This window comes from Rhodococcus sp. USK10 (assembly GCF_019378875.1).
GTDB classification, from domain to species: Bacteria; Actinomycetota; Actinomycetes; order Mycobacteriales; family Mycobacteriaceae; genus Rhodococcus_F; species Rhodococcus_F pseudokoreensis.
This window is the reverse complement of record NZ_CP076048.1, coordinates 3,569,250-3,584,690: the sequence shown is the minus strand read 5'-3', so window position 1 is coordinate 3,584,690 and position 15,441 is coordinate 3,569,250. Positions and strand designations below refer to the sequence as shown.

The following is a 15,441-nucleotide window of genomic DNA, read 5'->3' as shown; positions in this document are numbered from 1 at the left end:
TTGAGATGGCAGACTTCGATACCGAGAGCAACATCGAGATCGTCCGCAAGGCGACTCGCGAGCTGGCGCGGAAGTTCGACAACGACTACTGGCTGGACAAGGACCGCAAGCACGAATACCCCTGGGATTTCATCAAGGCGTTCGCGGACGGTGGCTGGCTCGGCGCGATGATCCCGGAGGAGTACGGCGGAATCGGCCTGGGTCTCCAGGAGGCCGCGGTGATGATGGGCGAGATCGCGTCCTCCGGTGGCGGTATGAGCGGTGGCTCGGCGATCCACTTCTACGTCTTCCCTCCGGCTCCGATCGTCCGGTACGGCTCGGAGGAGATGAAGAAGAAGTATCTCCCCAAGCTCGCCTCGGGTGAGATCCTCACCGCGTTCGGCATCACCGAACCGACTGCCGGCGTGGACACGTCGCGCATCAAGACCAAGGCGACCAAGGTCGACGGTGGCTGGGTCATCAACGGCCAGAAGGTGTTCATCACCAACGCCCAGAACGCGCACCGCATCCTGCTGCTGGCCCGCACGTCGCCGCGGCGTGACGACAAGCCGCTGCACGGGATGACGATCTTCTTCGCCGAACTCGACCGCAAGCACGTCACCATCCGCGAGATCGACAAGCTGGGACGCGCGGCCATCGACACGAACGAGTTGTTCATCGACAACCTGTTCGTGTCCGACGAGGACGTCGTCGGCGAGGTCGACAAGGGCTTCTACTACATCATCGACGGGCTCAACCCGGAACGCATCGTGGTCGCCATGGAGGGCATCGGCCTCGGCCGCGCTGCCCTCGAGATCGGCACCGAGTACGCGAAGAACCGCGTGGTCTTCGATCGGCCGATCGGCCAGAACCAGGCCGTCGCCCATCCGCTCGCGGACTCGTGGATCCGTCTCGAGGCGGCCGAGCGCATGGCGATGCACGCCGCGAAACTGTTCGACGACAAGCAGGAGTGCGGGCACGAGGCCGCCGCGGCGAAATACCTCGGCGCCGAGGCCGGATTCGAAGCGTGCGACCGCGTGTTCTCGACCCTGGGTGGGTACGCGTACGCGAAGGAGTACCACATCGAGCGGCTGTGGCGTGAGGTGCGACTGCTGCGCAACGCGCCGTTCTCGCAGGAGATGGTGCGCAACTACGTCTCGCAGCAGGTCCTCGGCCTGCCGCGGTCGTACTGAGCCCACCGACGAAGGAGTGTGACGATGACCGGTCCGCTGGCTGGAGTCCGGGCCCTGGTGCTCGCGGGAATGGGCCCGGTGCCGTACGTCTCGATGCTGCTCGCCGACATGGGAGCCGACGTGGTGCGGGTGGTGCGGCCGCCCAACCGGTCGGCGCGTGCGCTCAGCCAGACGGACGGTCTGACCGAGGAGGTCGACGTGGTCAACCGCGGCGTCGACGCGGTGGCCGTCGACCTGAAGGACCCGGCCGGGCGTGAGAGTGTGCTGCGCCTGGCCGAAGCCGCGGACGTCTTCATCGAGGGATACCGCCCCGGCGTGACCGAGCGGCTCGGTCTCGGACCGGACGACGTGATGGCCCGCAACGAGCGTCTCGTCTACGTGCGGCTGACCGGCTACGGACAGACCGGTCCGCGGTCACGGGATGCCGGGCACGACATCAACTACGTGGCGCAGTCCGGCGCGTTGCACGCCATGGCGCGGTCGGACAGCGCGCCGCGCCCGCCGATCAACCTGCTCGGCGATTACGCGGCAGGCGGCGCCATGGGGGCGTACGGCATCGCGTGCGCCCTCGTCTCCGCCGCCCGCACGGGCCGAGGCCAGGTGATCGACGCCGCCATGGTCGACGGCGTCGCGGCCCTGACCGCCAAGCTGCAGGGTCTGCGTGCGGCCGGCCTCTACTCGGACGATCCGGGGACGAATTTCCTCGACTCCGGGGCACCGTTCTACGACACCTACCGGTGCGCCGACGGCGGGTACATCGCCGTCGGAGCGCTCGAACCCGATTTCTATCGGGAATTCACCTCGCGCCTCGGCCCCGACACCGACGACTGGCCCGACCAGAACGATCGCGAATCCTGGCCGCACCTGCGCAAGCTCATCGGTGACGCCGTCGAGCGGCGCACCCGAGACGAATGGGAGAAGGTGTTCGCCGGTACCGATGCGTGCGTCACCCCGGTGCTCACGTTCGACGAGGCCGCGGTGGACCCCCACAACACCCAGCGGGGCGTGTACCGGACCGTCGGCGGCGTCCTGCATCCGATGCCCGCGCCGCGGTTCGGCGGCACCCCCGCGCGCGAACCCGCGACGCCGCGGGTCGGCACCGTCGCTCCCGCGGACGTCGCGTCTCGGTGGGGCGTCGGCGACTGACACGGCCGCCGTCGCACCGCTCGACCCGAGAAATTTCAGGAAGGAAGTAATGGTGACCAGGTACGAGGCCTTCACCTCGCTGAAGGTCGACCGCCCCGAAGACGGCATCCTCCGCATCGTGCTGGAGGGGCCGAACCTCAACGCGGTGGGACCGGACGCGCACCGCGAACTGGCCGACATCTGGCCGGTGATCGGACTCGACGAGTCGGTCCGCGCCGTGGTGATTCGAGGGGCGGGCGATCGCGCGTTCTCGGCGGGCGGCAGCTTCGACCTCGTCGAGAACATGATCGGCGACTACGCGTCGCGGTCGCGGGTGATGCGTGAGGCCCGCGACCTGGTGCGCAACATCATCGAGGTTCCGCAGCCGATCATCTCCGCGATCAACGGGCCTGCTGCGGGCGCCGGTCTGGTGGCCGCGCTGCTGGCCGACATCTCGGTCGCGGGCCGCCGCGCCAAGATCGTCGACGGTCACGTCCGGTTGGGTGTCGCCGCCGGCGACCACGCGGCGATCTGCTGGCCGCTGCTCACGAGCATGGCGAAGGCGAAATATCACCTGCTGACCAACGAGGTGCTCACCGGCGAGGAGGCCGAGCGGATCGGCATGGTGTCGCTGTGCGTCGACGACGACGAGGTGCAGGACCGGGCGATGGAGATCGCACGGAAGCTGGCCGCCGGCTCCCGGGCCGGGATCCAGGGCACCAAGATGGCGCTCAACGGCTGGTACCGGCAGGCCATGCCGATCTTCGACGCCTCGCTGGGCCTGGAGTTCTTCGGCTTCGGTGGTCCCGACGTGGTCGAGGGCGTGTCCTCGTTCCGCGAGAAGAGGGAGCCGAAGTTCTCGTGACCGCAACCGAACAACGAACGCAGGGCCCGCTCGCCGGCATCACCGTGGTCGGGCTGGAGCAGGCGATCTCGGCGCCGCTGTGCACGCGCCACCTCGCGGACCTCGGGGCCCGGGTGATCAAGGTGGAGGCCCCGGGCTACGGCGACTCGACGCGCGCCTACGACTCCGTCGTCGGCGGGATGTCGGCACACTTCACGTGGCTGAACCACGGCAAGGAATCGGCGGCGCTGGACCTCAAGTCCACATCGGACATGGGGATCTTCCGGAACATCCTCGCCACCGCCGACGTCGTCGTCAGCAACCTCGCGCCCGGCGCACTCGATCGGCTGGGGATCGGCACCCGGGACCTCTCGCGTGACTTCCCGCGCCTGATCGTCGTCGACATCTCCGGATACGGGAAGGGCGGTCCCCTCGACCACAAGCGGGCCTACGACCTGCTCATCCAGTCGGAGGGCGGTTCCTGCAGCATCACCGGCGCACCGGGACAGCCGGCCAAGCCGGGCATCCCCGTGGCGGATGTCGGCACGGCACTGTACGCGTACTCCGCGGTGCTCGCCGCGCTCTACGACCGGGAGCGGACCGGCAGGGGAGCGGTCATCCCGATCGCCATGCTCGACACCGTCGCCGAGATGATGGGGTTCGCGCTCAACCAGGTGATCCACGCCGGCACCGAGCCGGTACCCGTCGGTATGGGTTCGCCGATGATCGCACCCTACGGTGCGTATCCCACCTCCGACGGCCAGACCGCGGTGCTCGGGACGACCAACGACCGTGAATGGCGGCGCCTGGCCGAGATGATCGGCCGGCCGGAACTGGCCGACGAGCCGCGGTTCGCGCACAACGACACTCGCGTCGAGGCGCGTGACGAACTGGACGCGGTCGTGGGCGCCTGGTGCGCCGAGCACACGCTGGCGGAGATCCAGAAGACGGCGGATGCCGCGGGGATCGGCAACGCGCGGCTCAACAGCGTGCGAGATCTGGCCGAGCACCCCCAGCTCGTCGAGCGCGGACGGTGGCGCGACGTGGGCACCCCGTCCGGCCCGGTGCCTGCGCTGCTGCCGCCCGCGGTGGCCGACGGGTGGCCGGTGCGCAGCGGCTCGGTGCCCGCACTGGGCGCGCACACCGACGCCATCCGCGCCGAATTCGAGTAGAAGGACGGTGAGTGCTGTGGCTGTTCCCCATTCGGCACGGCATTGGAGCGAGGTCGAGTCGCTCGCACCCGGCGACGCTGCGGCGCTGCAGAACACCCGCCTGCGTGAGCAACTCGACTATCTCGCGGCCCGCAGCGACTTCTACCGGCAGAAGTTCGCCGAGCATGACGTGGACGTCACCCGGGTCCGGACGGTCGCGGACCTCGCCGGGCTGCCGTTCACCGAGAAGCAGGAACTGCGGGACAGTCTCGCGGCGACGCCACCGCTCGGCAGCCACGTCGCCGCCGACCGCGCCGACATCGTGCAGATCCAGGCGTCGTCGGGCACCACCGGCAGCCCGTCCTACGTCGGACTGACCCGGAGTGATATCGACGTCTGGTGCGAGCTCGGAGCGCGGGCCCTGTACGCCAACGGTTTCCGGCCTGGAGACCGGCTGCTGCACGGATTCGGGATGAGCAAGGGCTTCGTCGGCGGAATCCCCGTCGTGCAGATGGCGCAGTACATGGGCATCGTGGACATCCCGATCGGCGCCGAGGCGGGCGCGGAGCGACTCCTGCGGGTGCAGGCCGATCAGCGACCCGACGCTTTGATCGGCACACCGAACTTCCTGGCGTACCTGGCCGAACAGGCACCGGCGATCCTCGGCGTGGCCGCCCGCGATCTGGGTGTGCGGGCGATCAGCGTGGGCGGCGAGCCCGGCGGTGGCCTCCCGGCGGTCCGCGGCAAACTCGAGTCGTTGTGGGGAGCGACGTCGCGGGAGATGCTCGGCGGCACCGACATCGCCTGTATCTACTGGGGCGAGTGCGAGGCGGGCGACGGCATGCACTTCCTCTCCCCGGATCTGATGGTGGCCGAGCTGATCGATCCGGAGACCGACGAGATCGTCGCGCCCGTGGCCGGCGCGCAGGGTGAGTTGGTGTACACGGCGCTCCGTCGGCAGGCGTCGCCGCTGCTGCGGTTCCGCACCCGCGACCACGTGGTCGTCACCGGCATCGACTGCGCGTGTGGCCGCACCGGGTACAAGGTGCGGTGCGTCGGCCGGACCGACGACATGCTGATCGTGCGCGGCATCAACCTCTTCCCCTCCGCTGTCAAACAATTGGTGTCTGAGCTGGCCCCGGCCACCACCGGCGAGATGCGCATCCGCGTCGACTTCGAGGGGCATTCGACCCAGAAGCCGCTCGTGCTCGTCGTGGAATATTCCGACGGACTCCGCGTCGAGCAGCAGGACGAACTGCGGTCGTCGATCGAGCAGCGGGTCCGGTCGGCGCTGGGGGTCAAGGCGGTGGTCGAGCTCGTGCCCGAGCGCACCCTCGCGCGACCGGACCACGTCAAGGTGAATCTCATCGAGCGGGTCTCGTAACGGAGGCGACTCTGAGTCACAGTCTTTCGCGCAGTGTCCAGATATCTGGACACTCGATCGGCTCACGCGGGGGCAGCATGGGTGATGCAGATCACCTGCATGAACCCGGCAGAAAGGCCCGATCACAGATGAGCAGCACCCCAGACCAGGCAACCATCGAGCTCTCGGAGAACTGGGTCAAAGCCCTGGCGAACATAGACCTGTTCCTCGAGATCTGCGTCAAGGACTGCCCTGTATGGCACAGCGCCGACGACAAGTGGGTCTCGGTGTCCGAGGCCGTCGCCGCGGTCTACGAACGCGCCGGCGACGGTCCGGTTCCGGACTTCCGTCCCGAGGGCATCACTTTCACCGAGATGGGCTTCTTCAACGAGGCGTCTGTCGAACTGGAGATGGGCGGCCGGCCGGTCAAGTTGCACCTCGTGCAGATCGTCGAGGCGCGTGACGGTAAGGCAGTTCGCGTCAAGGAGTACATCGGCCCGGAGATGGGCATTCAGCCCTGATGTCATCGTCCCCTCGGGGATAGCGGCCCGCCCGGCTCCCTCGAGTGCCGGGCGCGTACCGACTACGCGCCCGGCAGGACCGATTGTGCAAGTTCGTTCCGCAGCGGGCTCGGCAGAGAGCGGCTCCGTGGCATGCAGTCTCGGATGGCGTATCGCCGAGACGATTCGGTACTGGTTGGGCGAATCGGCTGAGTGGAAAGCGCCAACCGTCGCTTTTTCCGCCTGAGGGCAAGGTCGTACAACCGAGATAACTACGGCGTATCGCACGCGAAACCCAGTTATGGAATTCGCGGTCAGTAACCCCCGTGCCCCCGGCCGAGGACCGGGGCACGGGGGCAATCGACCGGTGGCAGTCGCGACTGCTATCAGGCCAGGTGCTTGGTGAAGAAGGTGGTCAGCTTGTCGGCTGCCTGGGAGACGTACTGGTCGATGTCGTAGAGGTCGACGTGGGTGGCGCCCTCGATCTCGAACAGTTCGGCGGTGTCTCCGCCGGCCGCGACGGCGCCCTCGCTGAAGCCCTTGGTCTCGGCCTCGGTTCCGGCGATCATCAGTAGCGGCCTGGGTGCGATCTTGGCGACGCCGGCGTAGGCGTCGAACTGCTCGAGTTGGTCGACGCTGCGTAGCGCGAACTTCCCGATGGACCGGGGGTGCTGTGCGCGCGGCGTCTTGTAGTAGTCGAAGAATTCCGCGACGGCCTTCGGCGTCGACGCGTCCACCGAGTCCGGCAGCACCGGCACCATGGGGATCTCCTCGCCCTTCGCCTCCGCGGTCCGCGCGGCGCCGGCCTGATCGACCAGCTTGGCGAAGCCCTCGGGGTCGGGCACCCGGAAGAAGCAGGTGGCGTCCGCGCCGCTGACGGTGGCGACGGCCTTCATCCGGTGGTCGGTCTGTGCGGCGAACGGCACGTAGCCGCCCGAGGCGCAGATGCCGAGGACACCAATCCGCTCCGGGTCCACGTCGTCGCGGGTGCTCAGGTAGGTCACCGCGTTCCGGAAGTCCTCCGCGCGCTGGAACGGATCCTCCAGTCCGCGCGGTTCGCCCTCGCTCTCACCCTGGTACGCGGCATCGAACGCCAGGGTGATGAAACCCTGATCGGCGAGGCGCTGCGCGTACAGTGCCGCAGTCTGCTCCTTGACACCGGTCATGGGATGCCCGACGACGATCGCGGGCAGCCGGCCGGCGGCCTCGGCCGGGGTGTAGAGGTGGCCGGCGAGCTGAAAGCCGCTGCTGGTGAACCGAACATCGGTTTTGGTGGTCATGGTGCCTCCGTGGTGTTTCGAGAGTATCGATCCGTTTTCCGGATCGCTCGATACCTAGTCTCGGAGTTCCGGGGAAACCGGGGAAGGGAGACATTTATCCTGGGAACAATCCTGCCCAGGATAAATCCGCGCCCCGGACCTACCCTGGTTGTATGCCCAGTCCGGTACACCAGGCACCACACCTACGTGAGCTCGGCGCGTTCCTCAAAACCCGCCGCAGCGAGCTGTCGCCGTCCGAAGTCGGCCTGCCCGACCTCGACCAGCGCCGCCGGGTGAGCGGGTTGCGGCGCGAGGAGGTGGCGCAGCTCGCCGCGATCAGCACCGACTACTACACCCGGATCGAGCAGGGCCGGCTCGTCCCGTCCGAGCAGGTGCTCGCCGCGCTGGTGCGAGCGCTGCAGCTCGACTCGGATCAATCCGAGTACCTCGACAGTCTGGCCGATCACGCCACCCACCGGTCCACGCCCCGTCCGGCGGCGCAGTCGCGCACCGCTGGCAGCCGGGTACGCCCGCAGGTGCGACGGCTACTGGACCAGCTCACCGACACCCCGGCCATCGTGCTGGGTCCTCGGACCGATATCTTGGCGTGGAATCCCTTGGCCACCAAGGTGTATGCCGATTTCGATGCGATGGCTCCGCGCGAGCTGAACTATGTGCGGCTCATCTTCACCGACCCTCGGATGCGGGAGCTGTTCGACGACTGGACGGCGGTCGCCCGGTCCTGTGTGGCGATCCTGCGCCGCGAGGCGGCCATCAACCCGGCCGATCCGGCCCTGTCCGCGCTCGTCGGCGAACTCACGATCGCCGATCGTCAGTTCGGACAATGGTGGGCGGCGAGAAACGTGGCGCGCCAGGACTTCGGCGTCAAGGTGCTCAATCATCCGGTCGTCGGTGAGCTGACCCTCGACTGGGAGATCTTCCGTTACTCGGGCGCGCCCGAGCAGCAGTTGGTGCTGAACTCCGCTGAGGACGGTTCGCCGAGCCAGGAGCGACTGGCACGGCTGGGCGGATGTGAACCCGAGGGGTCAGGCGATCTTGAGAACCCGGAGCCGGTTGTAGAGAGTCGACCGGCTCACCCCGAGTGACTGCGCGGCCTTGAGTTTGTTCCCGCCGGCAGCTTCGATCGCCGCGACGATCACTTCCCGTTCGGCATGTCGAATGGGTGACAGGGGTGTGCCGACTTCCCGGTACGATGCGGGAAGGTCGGTCGGAATGATGTCTCCGGCCGAGCGGGTCCGGGCCAGAACGTGGATCACCCGCCGGAATTCGGCGAGATTTCCCGGCCACGGATGTGCCGCCAGGACCTGCAGTGTCGCCGGGGTGAGGCGCAGGTCGGACGTCACGGCCTCCTCCGCCAGCATCCGCCGGGCCAGCCCGGGAATCTCGTGGCGGCGCCGACGGAGCGGAGCGAGTTCACGTCGTGCGGCGCAGAGCCCCACCAGGGAGGGGTGGATCCCCGCGTCGTCGTTCGCACTCGTCGAGGTCAGAACGACGTGTCGCCGCGTGCCCCGGATGAGGCGGGCAACCAGTGTGGCCATCGAATCGGTGAGGAAGTGGACGTTCTCGATGATCACGACGGCACCATCCTGCTCGAGCTGCCGGCCGAGTCCGACCGCCCAGGCCTGCTCACCCGTGTGCACGACGTCCGCGGCGTCGACGATCGCCCCGCCCGGTCCGGCCGCACGCACCGCCTCGGTTGTCCGGCCGGTGCCGGTTTCTCCGACGACGAGGAGCGGCCATTCCTCGACCGATGGTCGTGGTTGCGGCTTCGGGCTCGTTCTCGCCATAGCGAAATCCACCACGACGCCGTTCCCGCCATCGACCGGAGTGCAGGTGAACTCCACTTCGCAACCGGATTCGAGCGTCAGGCGATTGGTGACGGCCGTTGTACGAGCGGTGTCGGCGCTGGCTCGGACGGCCGCATGGTCGGCGGGATCGAGGAGGTCGAGGGCCGCCGGGGTCGCAAGCACCATCCCCTCGCCGAGCACCATCACCGGCCGTTCCTTCCGCCGTGCCGCAGAATGAAAGGCCGCCAGCAGATTTCGTTGCGCGACAGGCGTGCTCAGCGCCAGTCGGTCCTCGATCTCCCCGACCAACCGCTGGGCGATCGGCGCGAAGTACCGGTGATCCTCGCCTGCGCCGCCTCCGACGTCGAGAACGCCTTCGAGTCTTCGCGTGATCGGATGAATGATCGGCTGGCCGAAGCAGCTGAACTCGTGGAACGCGGACATGAAGTGCTCAGGGCCGTGGACGAGCAGCGGTTGCCGGGCTTCCAGGACGGTGCCCACCGCGTTGGTTCCCACCTCGTCCTCGGCCAGCCGGATGCCGGGCTCGATGCCCATCCAGTCGACCGCGTCGCGGACGGCCGGACTGGCGTGCCGGATATCCAGGATCCGGGCGTCGTGGTCGGCGAGAACGAACACCAGTGGCGCACCGTCGAACTCGCGGCAGACGCGATCCAGAACGGGCGCCGCGGCGCGCCGGAGGCACCCATCAGAGGCGACGTCGATCCTGTCCAGCCTCGGCGTCGTATCGCAGTCGAGACCCGACAATTGCGAACGCATCCACGACGACGCGATTTCCGGCCGAGCATCGACCGTGGAATGCGGTGAGCTACTGTGCACTCCGACACCACCTTCCGGCCAGGTGCGATGAGAACGGACTCGCACCACCTGTGAGCGAGAACACAATATAATATATGCCCACTTCGAGCAAGGGTCGGCCGAGGGGGACGCTCAGACACCGGCCCCGGCCGCGTGCAGCGGTCGGGGCCGGGGCCGTCAGGCTGTCACAGATCGTCGGGCGACTGGGCAGGTGAGCGGTAACGATCGGCTTCCGGTCCCTCGGTCTGCGGCGCGAAATTCACGCCGGGGAGCAGGAGGTGGCCGGCGTCGACCGGCAGGGCCACACCGGTGATGTGCTCGGCGTAATCGGACAGCAGCCAGCATGCGGCATTACTGGTGGCGTTCGGCGGAAGCGCGGGCCTGCCGGCCAGCGGCGCATAGCCGTACGTGGCGGCTATCGCCACATCGCGGTTCGCTGTCTCGCCGGGGGCGACGAACAGTTGGTGGCCCATCGGGTTGTCCCAGATCTTCGCGTCCACCGCGCCGGGGCAGACCGCGTTGCACCGCACGTTGTACTCCGCGATCTCCAGAGCGGTGTTCTTCATCAGGCCGAGGACGCCGTGCTTGGCCGCGATGTAGTGGGTGTATCCGGCCGTTGCCTCCAGCCCGCCTACCGACGCAATACAGACGATCGCACCGCCACGCTGCTCGACGAGATGCGGCGCGGTGGCCTTGATCGTCCGGAAGGTACCGCCGAGCACCACATCGGTGACCGTCGTCCACATCTGCTCGGTGATTTCCCAGGACTTGGGCCCGAGATCCCACAGTCCGGCGTTGGCGATGACCGCGTCGAGCCGGCCGAATGCGTCGAGACCGAGAGCGACTGCCGCGTCGAGTGCGGCCTGATCACGGACGTCGGCGACGGCACTGACCGCCCGTCGGCCTTCCTTCACGACGAGAGCCTGTGTCTTGTCGAGATCCTCCTTGCTCGCCAGCGCGTATCGAATTCCGTCGACGGGTGAGCAGATGTCGGTGATGACGACATCGGCTCCTTCCTTCGCTGCGGTCACCGCGTGCGCTCGACCCTGCCCGCGTGCGGCGCCGGTGATGAAGACGACCTTGCCGTCCAGTAGTCCCATATCGATGTCCTTTCCACAATTCATTCGGCAGTGCGGGGTAGATGGGTAGTTCACGCAGGATCGACGGATGCGAATACTCCGGTGGCGCCGTCGGAGAACGTCACACCGGTATCGACCGGTGGTTCTCCCGTGGTCTCGAGTGCCCCGTCCGGCTTCACCCGGTAGGTAAACACCTTCTCGGTGCCGGTCGTGGTCAGCGTGTCGATGACGTAGAGCCGCTGGGCATCCGGACTGAGCACGACGCGGCCGGGGAAGTGTCCCGGTGCGCTGGGTGCGTCGGCGCCCGGCACGGGAACCAGGGCGCCGTCGTCTCGGATCTCGAATCCGTTCACGCTCTGACCGCCGGTCTGGGGAAGGTAGAGATACCTGCCATCCGGTGTGATGGCCATGCCGTGCGGAATCGCCTTCGTCGGGAAGCGTCCGATCGGGCTCAGTGTGCCGTCGGGTGCGATGCGGTAGCCGGAGACGTCATGGGTCCCCTCGTTGGTGATGTACAAGAACTTGCCGTTGGGCGTCACCGACGGCAGCGCCGGACGATCACCGGTCGGCACCTGCGAGCCGGTCGGCGTCAACCTGCCGTCGGATCCGATCGCGTAGGAATCCATCGTCGCCCCGATGAAGCTCGGGGCGAATAGGAATCGACCGTCCGGCGACACCACCGGAATGGACAGACCGCTCGTCGCGCCGGGGATGGTCACCGAATCGACCTGTGTCAGAGCGCCGGACTGCGCGATGGCATACGTCTGCACGTCGTTGGTCGTCGAGCCGACGGTGGCGAAGAGCCACTTCCCGTCCGGGCTCACGACCGCGCCCACGATCGGCCGGCCGGGGGCGAGGCGGGCGCCCTCGAGGCGCTCGAGTGCACCGTCGTCGCCGACGCGGAATCCCTGAAGCGTTCCCGAGACAGTATGTGCGACATACGCGAATCGACCATCCGGCGTGACTGCGATCGACAGCGTGCCGGTATCGGTGGGCACGGGCTGCCCGACGGGAGTCAGTCGACCGCCGGATTCGCGCAACACACCGATGTTCGACGAACCTGTGCCACCGACCAAAAGGTAACTCGGTCCCGCCGCATCATCAGCCAGGGCTGCGCCTGCCGAGGGAGAGATGACCGTACCGACGGACACGCCTGCGGCAACGCCGATCGCCATGACGGTCGTACGTATTCGCGCTCGCAGCATCTTCCAGGTCGAGCACTTCCGTTCGGCCGCCGGTGGATTCCGAGTCGTCAATGCAACCTCCGTGGTTCCTCGATTCGGCGGGTTCGCCACGCTGAACGTAGGCCGAGAAGCCGGGGTGACAGTGTCCAATTATCTGGACACTCCGCTGCACGCGCCGGTCCATAACATGGCCAACATTATATATGATACTGTACGAACTGAGACGTCCGTCACATAATGGGCGGCGGCGCAATCGAACGAAAGGGACAGTGATGAGTGGTGAGCACCTGAAGAAGACCGCCCGGCGCGTGATCGCCGGAGTCGATGCCGACGGCAAGTCGACGATCGTCGTGGACGAGACAACCCGCACTCGGGTCGCATTGCCTGCCTTCTCCGTGAACGACGTGTGGAGGGTCGATGCACTCCCCGCCGTCTTCACCGACGATGACACCCTCGAATCCGAGGTGGAACTCGCGCCACCGGCCAGTGGGCTCGTCGTCCGCCTGGCGACATTTCCACCCGACAGCGAAATCGATCCGGCTGTCTATGCGGCATCGATCGGAAACCTGCACGGCGAGGACGCCAAGGCGGACAGCGAGGAGATCGTCGGTTTGCACGCCACCGAGACCGTCGATATCGCGACGATCATCGACGGTGAGATCTATGCGATCTACGAGACGGGTGAGACCCTGCTCAGGCCGGGTGACACGGTGATCAACCGGGGCATCAAGCACGCGTGGAGCAACCGCACGGACAAGCCCGTGACGATGGTCGCCGTGATGGTCGCGGGCACGAAGGGCTGACTCCGCTCAGCGTGACGGGAGAGCCCGATCGAGGAAGCCTTCGAGGTGCAGGGCGAACGCCTCGTTGTCGTCGCCGGCGATCATGTGCCCCGCGTCCACCTCGACGGATTCGGAGTTCGGCACCAGGGCTAGCATCTCGTCGACTGCCTCCCGCGACACGATCTCCGACCTGGTTCCGTGAACTATCAAGGTGGGAACCGTGATCCGGGAGGCAAGGTCGGCGAGTTGCCGCTCGTCGGAATTGCCGCGATTGTCCGCGTAGCCGACGAAGGCTGGATCCCAGTGCCAGTGCCAGCGGCCGTCGCCCCTGAGGCGCAGGTTCTTTCGTAACCCGTCGCTGCGGCGACGACGGGGTGGCGTGCCACGGAAGGCGTCGATTGCCGCGGACGCGTCGTCGAGCGAGGCGAACCCGTTGGGCGCCGCGCCCAGGAAGTCGCGGACCCTCCGCTGGCCTGTGCGGTCGGTTCGATGCGTGATGTCGACCAGCACCAACCCGGCGAGGGAACGGGGGCGTTCGCCCGCGACAACGATGCCCGTCCGGCCGCCCAGCGAGGCGCCTACGACGACGACACGGCCGCCGAGTTCGGCGAGTACCGCTTCGAGGTCGGCCGCGAAAAGCTCGGCCGAGTACTCGGGTGCCCATTCGCTGTCGCCGTGCCCGCGCGCGTCGAGAGTGACCGCGCGCCAGCCACCCTCGGCGAGTCGCGCCGCCGTGCGATCCCACGAGTGCCTGGTCTGGCCGCCGCCGTGGAGGAGGAGAACGGTTCCCTCGGTCGAATCGGTCAACCGATCGTTGGTCTCCCACCGATCACCGGCAAGACGGACCCCACCGGATCCTGTGAACTCGACGGGGATCGGCCGGGCTGTGGTCTGGGCGTCCATCTGCTCTCTTGCTCGTCATCGGCCGCCGGCCCGGTTGGGGCCGGCGGCCGGAGGGAATCAGACCTTCAGCAGCGCTGCGAAGTCGGAGGCGGGCTGGTCGAGGTCGCCGCCCTTGATGGCCTGCAGCAGGGTCTCGCCGCGCTCGGGCCCCAGCGATGCCGAGGTCACGTCGCGGAACTTCGCATCCAGGTCTTCCTGCGACATCGGGTTCTCGGCGGTGCCGGTGGGGTTGTCGACGAACAGGCTCTCGCTGGTGCCGTCCGTGTAGGTGACGGTGATGTCGCCGACCCATCGGCCGGGGTAGGCGGTGTCCAGTTCCGGCTTGACCTCGATCTTCACCTTCTGGGCGAGGGCGGCGACGTCGCTGCCCTCGCCGAGGTCGAGGCGGCCGGCCATGTAAGCGTTGTGGGTCGAGAATCCGTTGCCCTTGCCGAGGATCGACAGTGCGAACTGGAACGGCAGGCTGTACTGCAGGTGCTCGATGATCTTGGGTGCGTAGGCGTTGGCGTTCTTGTTGCCGATCACCACGTCGCCGCCGGTCTGGATGCCGAGCAGCACCGAGTCGACGTCCGCGGCGCGGGCCGCGAGTTGACGGGCGCCGTCGATGTAGGCGTGGTTGATGCCGCAGCAGCAATAGGGCTTGACCCATACGCGGGTGATCTCGAACGTCTTGTCGAGGCCGAACGTGGCCGCCGCCTCGTCGGCGACGGGGCGTCCGACGAACGTGCGGTAGAAGCCCTTCCCGCCGGTGAGGAACGACGTCGGCCCGGTGATGCCCGCGGCGGCCATCTCGGCGGCGCGGATCCCGTTGCGGGTGCCGATGCCGGAGTGGATGCGTTTGATCGAGCCACCGGACGACGTGTACTCGGTGGTGCCCGACGCGTGGCTGAGGGCGATGGCGAGGGCATGCACGGTCGTTTCGACGTCGAAGCCGCGCATCTTCGCGACGACGGCGGCCGCGCCGAAGTTCGACAGCAACCCGTGCGGGTGAAAGCCGCGCTCGAGCAGTTGGGGTGCCGCCAAATTGCCGATGCGGGTGTAGACCTCGTAGCCGGCGACGATACCGGTGATCACCTCGCGCATCGTGGCGCCGAGTTCTTCGCCGACGGCGAGTGCGGCGGACACGACGCAGCTGCCCGGGTGCGAGGAGCTGGCCCGGTGGGCGTCGTCGTATTCGAAGCCGTGGCCGAAGGAGGCGTTGACGAATGCCGCGTCCGCGGCGCTCATCTCGTCGCCTGTCGCGGCGATGTGCGACTTGCCCGGAACGTGGGCCGCGCGCGTCAGCTCGAGCAGCGCCTTGCTCCAGGGCAGCGAGGCGCTTCCGACCTGGAGGGCGAGCTGGTCCTGCATCAGGCGGCGCGCACCGGCGAGCGCGTCGGCGGGGATGGAGTCGAAGGTCAGATCCGTGACGAGCCGGGCGGCAGCTTCTTCGACGGGGGGAATGGTGCCCATGTG

Annotated in this window: 14 protein-coding genes; 8 read left to right on the top strand and 6 right to left on the bottom strand. The window is 67.7% G+C overall.

Features of this window, described 5'->3' with window-relative positions; translation table 11 throughout:
- The first annotated feature begins 5 nt into the window (after nt 1-5).
- From I1A62_RS23480 to I1A62_RS23455, 6 genes are all read left to right on the top strand, one after another.
- Nucleotides 6-1,172, top strand: coding sequence for an acyl-CoA dehydrogenase family protein (locus I1A62_RS23480; protein WP_219460159.1), 1,167 nt, complete (start codon nt 6-8; stop codon nt 1,170-1,172).
- 24 nt (nt 1,173-1,196) lie between these two features.
- Entirely contained in the window at nt 1,197-2,318 is a 1,122-nt protein-coding gene (locus tag I1A62_RS23475) for a CaiB/BaiF CoA-transferase family protein (RefSeq protein WP_219460157.1), read from the top strand.
- 52 nt (nt 2,319-2,370) lie between these two features.
- On the top strand, nt 2,371-3,162 hold the full coding sequence (locus tag I1A62_RS23470; protein ID WP_219460155.1) for an enoyl-CoA hydratase/isomerase family protein: 792 nt from the start codon (nt 2,371-2,373) through the stop codon (nt 3,160-3,162).
- A complete protein-coding gene (locus I1A62_RS23465; protein ID WP_219460153.1) occupies nt 3,159-4,313 on the top strand; it encodes a CaiB/BaiF CoA-transferase family protein in 1,155 nt (384 codons plus the stop codon). The genes I1A62_RS23470 and I1A62_RS23465 overlap by 4 nt, the downstream gene beginning before the upstream one ends.
- 16 nt (nt 4,314-4,329) lie before the next feature.
- On the top strand, nt 4,330-5,676 hold the full coding sequence (locus I1A62_RS23460) for a phenylacetate--CoA ligase family protein (protein WP_219460151.1): 1,347 nt from the start codon (nt 4,330-4,332) through the stop codon (nt 5,674-5,676).
- 128 nt (nt 5,677-5,804) lie between these two features.
- Nucleotides 5,805-6,176, top strand: a complete 372-nt coding sequence (locus I1A62_RS23455; RefSeq protein WP_219460148.1) for a hypothetical protein — start codon at nt 5,805-5,807, stop codon at nt 6,174-6,176.
- 365 nt (nt 6,177-6,541) lie between these two features.
- On the opposite strand, the gene I1A62_RS23450 is transcribed toward I1A62_RS23455, so the two are convergent.
- Nucleotides 6,542-7,435: an alpha/beta hydrolase gene (locus I1A62_RS23450; RefSeq protein ID WP_219460145.1), complete on the bottom strand. Its 894-nt coding sequence runs from the start codon at nt 7,433-7,435 to the stop codon at nt 6,542-6,544.
- 152 nt (nt 7,436-7,587) lie between these two features.
- On the opposite strand from I1A62_RS23450, the gene I1A62_RS23445 reads away from it, so the two are divergent.
- Nucleotides 7,588-8,520 (top strand): helix-turn-helix domain-containing protein, encoded by a 933-nt coding sequence (locus tag I1A62_RS23445; RefSeq protein ID WP_257890882.1) that lies wholly within the window; start codon nt 7,588-7,590, stop codon nt 8,518-8,520.
- Here I1A62_RS23445 and I1A62_RS23440 read toward each other — a convergent pair.
- From I1A62_RS23440 to I1A62_RS23430, 3 genes are all read right to left on the bottom strand, one after another.
- The gene (locus tag I1A62_RS23440) at nt 8,461-9,999 is read right to left on the bottom strand and encodes a sigma-54-dependent Fis family transcriptional regulator (protein WP_257890881.1); all 1,539 of its coding nucleotides are present in this window, start codon (nt 9,997-9,999) and stop codon (nt 8,461-8,463) included. The genes I1A62_RS23445 and I1A62_RS23440 overlap by 60 nt on opposite strands.
- A gap of 224 nt (nt 10,000-10,223) precedes the next feature.
- The gene (locus I1A62_RS23435) at nt 10,224-11,138 is read right to left on the bottom strand and encodes a mycofactocin-coupled SDR family oxidoreductase (protein WP_219460140.1); all 915 of its coding nucleotides are present in this window, start codon (nt 11,136-11,138) and stop codon (nt 10,224-10,226) included.
- A gap of 50 nt (nt 11,139-11,188) precedes the next feature.
- The gene (locus I1A62_RS23430; RefSeq protein WP_219460138.1) at nt 11,189-12,292 is read right to left on the bottom strand and encodes a beta-propeller fold lactonase family protein; all 1,104 of its coding nucleotides are present in this window, start codon (nt 12,290-12,292) and stop codon (nt 11,189-11,191) included.
- Between the two features lie 281 nt (nt 12,293-12,573).
- Here I1A62_RS23430 and I1A62_RS23425 point away from each other — a divergent pair, with 281 nt between their 5' ends.
- A complete protein-coding gene (locus I1A62_RS23425; protein ID WP_219460136.1) occupies nt 12,574-13,104 on the top strand; it encodes a cupin domain-containing protein in 531 nt (176 codons plus the stop codon).
- 6 nt (nt 13,105-13,110) lie between these two features.
- Here I1A62_RS23425 and I1A62_RS23420 read toward each other — a convergent pair whose 3' ends face one another.
- Together I1A62_RS23420 and I1A62_RS23415 are read right to left on the bottom strand one after the other, a co-directional pair.
- A complete protein-coding gene (locus I1A62_RS23420) occupies nt 13,111-13,986 on the bottom strand; it encodes an alpha/beta fold hydrolase (protein WP_219460135.1) in 876 nt (291 codons plus the stop codon).
- 57 nt (nt 13,987-14,043) lie between these two features.
- A complete protein-coding gene (locus I1A62_RS23415) occupies nt 14,044-15,438 on the bottom strand; it encodes an MmgE/PrpD family protein (RefSeq protein ID WP_219460133.1) in 1,395 nt (464 codons plus the stop codon).
- Nucleotides 15,439-15,441: the final 3 nt, after the last annotated feature.

What these genes read in the sequence shown, in the direction of transcription:
- I1A62_RS23480 (WP_219460159.1), top strand. Translation starts at nt 6, where the DNA reads ATGGCAGACTTCGATACCGAGAGCAACATCGAGATCGTCCGCAAGGCG.
- I1A62_RS23475 (WP_219460157.1), top strand. Translation starts at nt 1,197, where the DNA reads ATGACCGGTCCGCTGGCTGGAGTCCGGGCCCTGGTGCTCGCGGGAATG.
- I1A62_RS23455 (WP_219460148.1), top strand. Translation starts at nt 5,805, where the DNA reads ATGAGCAGCACCCCAGACCAGGCAACCATCGAGCTCTCGGAGAACTGG.
- I1A62_RS23450 (WP_219460145.1), bottom strand. Translation starts at nt 7,435, where the DNA reads ATGACCACCAAAACCGATGTTCGGTTCACCAGCAGCGGCTTTCAGCTC.
- I1A62_RS23445 (WP_257890882.1), top strand. Translation starts at nt 7,588, where the DNA reads ATGCCCAGTCCGGTACACCAGGCACCACACCTACGTGAGCTCGGCGCG.
- I1A62_RS23440 (WP_257890881.1), bottom strand. Translation starts at nt 9,999, where the DNA reads ATGCGTTCGCAATTGTCGGGTCTCGACTGCGATACGACGCCGAGGCTG.
- I1A62_RS23435 (WP_219460140.1), bottom strand. Translation starts at nt 11,138, where the DNA reads ATGGGACTACTGGACGGCAAGGTCGTCTTCATCACCGGCGCCGCACGC.
- I1A62_RS23430 (WP_219460138.1), bottom strand. Translation starts at nt 12,292, where the DNA reads ATGGCGATCGGCGTTGCCGCAGGCGTGTCCGTCGGTACGGTCATCTCT.
- I1A62_RS23425 (WP_219460136.1), top strand. Translation starts at nt 12,574, where the DNA reads ATGAGTGGTGAGCACCTGAAGAAGACCGCCCGGCGCGTGATCGCCGGA.
- I1A62_RS23420 (WP_219460135.1), bottom strand. Translation starts at nt 13,986, where the DNA reads ATGGACGCCCAGACCACAGCCCGGCCGATCCCCGTCGAGTTCACAGGA.
- I1A62_RS23415 (WP_219460133.1), bottom strand. Translation starts at nt 15,438, where the DNA reads ATGGGCACCATTCCCCCCGTCGAAGAAGCTGCCGCCCGGCTCGTCACG.